The 3,614-nt window shown below is 67.5% G+C and carries 2 protein-coding genes; both read right to left on the reverse strand.

Annotation, left to right across the window (positions count from 1 at the left end; genetic code table 11):
- The coding region (locus Q0C81_RS17395; protein WP_291840962.1) for a biotin/lipoyl-containing protein at positions 1-1,079 on the reverse strand (1,079 nt) is incomplete at its 3' end.
- 44 nt (positions 1,080-1,123) lie between these two features.
- Positions 1,124-3,614, reverse strand: a 2,491-nt coding sequence (locus tag Q0C81_RS17400; protein WP_291840964.1) for a 2-oxoglutarate dehydrogenase E1 component, incomplete at its 5' end; no start/stop codon positions are given.

Raw genomic sequence — 3,614 nt, forward strand, 5'->3', positions numbered from 1 at the left:
GGGATCTCCTTCAGGGCCGCGACGACGGCCTTGGTGAAGAAGGACATGAAGCCCAGCTTCACGCCGTGGCGCTTCTCGAACACGTCCTTGTACTGGGCCCGCAGCGCCATGATGTTCGTCATGTCCACCTCGTTGAAGGTGGTCAGCTGGGCGGCGGTGTTCTGCGATTCCTTCAGGCGGCGGGCGATGGTCTGACGCAGGCGCGTCATCTTCACCCGCTCCTCGCGCGGCTGGTCGGCGCGCGGGGCGGCGGCGGGAGCCGGGGCCGACGGCGCCGGAGCGGCCTGCGGAGCGGCGGCCCCGATGGCGGCCAGGGCGTCGCCCTTGGTGATGTTGCCCTTCGGGCCGGTGGCCTCGATGGCCTTCGGATCGAGGTTGTTCTCGGTCACCACGCGCTGGACGGCGGGCGACAGGTGCGGGGCGTCGCCCGAGGACGCGGAAGCGAACTGGGCCGAGCCGCTGTTGGCCGGAGCGGCGGCGGGGACATCGCCCGAGGCGGCGATCGAGCCGATCTGCTGGCCCGGCGTGACGGTGGCGCCCGAGTCGGCGAGGATGGTCAGCACGCCGGCGGCCGGGGCCGACACCTCGACGGCGACCTTGTCGGTCTCGATCTCGACCAGCAGTTCGTCCTTGGCGACCGTGTCGCCGGACTTCTTCAGCCAGGTTCCCATCGAGCCTTCGGCGACGCTTTCACCCATGGTCGGGGTGGAGATCGGCACGACGCCGCCCGAGGCGGCGGGCGCCGGAGCCGGAGCGGCGGCGGGCGCCTCTGCGGCCGGGGCGGCTTCGGTCTTGGGCGCTTCGGCGGCCGGAGCGGCGGCAACGGCAGGGGCGGGGGCGCTCGCGCCTTCCGACACCACGCCCAGCACGGCGTTCGGGGTGACCGTGTCGCCTTCGGCGAACTTGATCTCGGCCAGCACGCCGTCGGCGGGCGAAACGACTTCCAGCGAGACCTTGTCGGTCTCCAGCTCGACCAGGACCTCGTCCTTCTTCACCGGATCACCGGCCTTCTTCGTCCACTTGCCGATGGTGGCTTCGGTGACGGATTCGCCGAGGGCGGGGGTGAGGATGTCGGCCATGGTCGGGTCCAGGTCTCGTTCAGATCAGAAGTGCGGCTACGCTATCAGGCGAAGGCGTCGGTCAGGAAGGCGTCGAGTTCTTTCAGGTGCCGGCTCATGAGGCCCGCGGCGGTCGAGGCCGAGGCCGGACGACCGACGTAGCGGGCCCGTTTGGCCTTCACGTCCAGTTTTTCGAGCGTCAGTTCGATCCACGGATCGACAAAAGTCCAGCCGCCCATGTTCTTCGGCTCTTCCTGACACCAGACCAGTTCGGCGTTCGGGAAGCGGGCCAGTTCGGTCATCATCGACTTCATCGGCCACGGATAGAACTGCTCCAGACGCAGCAGATAGACGTCGTCGATCCCGTCGCGCTCGCGGCGGTCCAGCAGGTCGTAATAGACCTTGCCCGAGCACAGGACGACGCGGCGGATGTCCTTGTCGGCCCTGATCTTGACGCCGGCCACCTCCGGACGCGTCTGGGCGTCGTCGTGCAGCACACGGTGGAAGGAGCTGCCCTCCGCCATGTCCGCCAGGGTCGAGACCGCCTTCTTGTGACGCAGCAGCGACTTGGGCGTCATCATGATCAGCGGCTTGCGGAACGGCCGGTGCATCTGGCGACGCAGGATGTGGAAATAGTTGGCCGGGGTCGTGCAGTTGGCGACCTGCATGTTGTCTTCGGCGCAGGCCTGCAGGAAGCGCTCCAGACGGGCCGACGAGTGCTCGGGGCCCTGCCCTTCGTAGCCGTGCGGCAGCAGCATGGTCAGGCCGCACATGCGCAGCCATTTGCGTTCGCCCGACGAGATGAACTGGTCGATCACCACCTGGGCGCCGTTCACGAAGTCGCCGAACTGGGCTTCCCACATGACCAGCGTGTTCGGGTCGGACAGGGCGTAGCCGTATTCGAAGCCCAGCACCGCCTCTTCCGACAGGGCCGAGTCGATGACCTCGAAATGGGACTGCTTGTCCGACAGGTTGTTCAGCGGGACGTAGCGCTTCTCGGTCGTCTGATCGACGATGCCCGAATGGCGCTGCGAGAAGGTGCCGCGCACCGAATCCTGGCCCGACAGGCGGACCGGGAAGCCCTCTTCCAGCAGCGACCCGAAGGCCAGGCTCTCGGCCGTGGCCCAGTCGATATTCTGGCCGGACGTGATCATCTCGCGGCGGCCGTCGATGACGCGCTTCAGCGTCTTGTGGATGTCGACGGCGTTCGGGATGGTCGTCAGGCGGTGCCCGATGTCGGACAGCTTGGCCAGCGGGACAGCGGTCTCGCCGCGGCGCTCATCGCCTTCGGCCAGGCCGATGCCGGTCCACTGCCCGTCCAGCCAGTCGGCCTTCTTGGCCTCGAAGGCCTTGCCGGCGTCGAACTCGGCGTCGAGGAAGGCCTCGAAGCGCGCGACCTCGGTGTCGATCTCGGCCTGGGTGACCACGCCTTCCTTGACCAGGCGCGCGGCGTAGATCTCGCGCGTCGAGGGCAGGGCGCGGATCTTCGAATACATCAGCGGCTGGGTGAAGGTGGGGTCGTCGCCTTCGTTGTGGCCGAAGCGGCGGTAGCAGAACATGTCCACCACCGCGTCCTTGTGGAATTTCTGGCGGTATTCGGTGGCCACCTTGGAGGCGAAGACGACCGCTTCCGGGTCATCGCCGTTGACGTGGAAGATCGGGGCCTGGACCATCAGCGCCACATCCGACGGATAGGGCGACGAGCGCGAGTTGCGCGGGCTGGTGGTGAAGCCGATCTGGTTGTTGATCACGAAATGCAGGGTGCCGCCGGTGCGGTAGCCCTTCAGCCCCATCAGGGCGAAACATTCCGCCACCACGCCCTGGCCGGCGAAGGCGGCGTCGCCGTGGATCAGCAGCGGCACGACCTTGGAACGGTCCAGCGCCCACTCTTCCTCGGGCTTGCCGACGTTGGCCTCGCGGATGTCGAAGGCCTGCTTGGCGCGCGCCTTGCCCAGGACGACCGGGTTGACGATCTCCAGGTGCGAGGGGTTGGCGGTCAGCGACAGGTGGACGGTGTTGCCGTCGAACTCGCGGTCCGAGCTGGCGCCCATGTGATATTTGACGTCGCCCGAACCCTCGATGTCCGACGGCACGGTCGAGCCGCCCTGGAACTCGTGGAAGATGGCGCGATAGGGCTTGCCCATCACCGCGGCGAGCGTGTTCAGGCGGCCGCGGTGGGCCATGCCCAGCACGATCTCGTCGACGCCCAGCGACCCGCCGCGCTTGATGACCTGTTCCAGCGCCGGGACCATGGCCTCGCCGCCGTCGAGGCCGAAGCGCTTGGTGCCCGGGAACCGCTTGTGCAGGAAGCGCTCGAAGCCCTCGGCCTCGATCAGCTTGTTCAGGATCGCCAGCTTGCCTTCCTTGGAGAAGGCGTTCTGCTCGAACTTGTCCGGCCCCTCGAAGCGCTGCTGGAGCCAGGACTTCTCCTCCGGCTCCGCGATATGCATGAACTGGATGCCGATGTTGCCGCAGTAGGTGCGCTTCAGGATCGACAGCACGTCACGGATGCTGCCGGTCTGCAGGCCCAGCACGCCGTCGAGGAAGATCGGGCGG

The organism is Brevundimonas sp., from assembly GCF_023259385.1.
Classification (GTDB): Bacteria; Pseudomonadota; Alphaproteobacteria; order Caulobacterales; family Caulobacteraceae; genus Brevundimonas.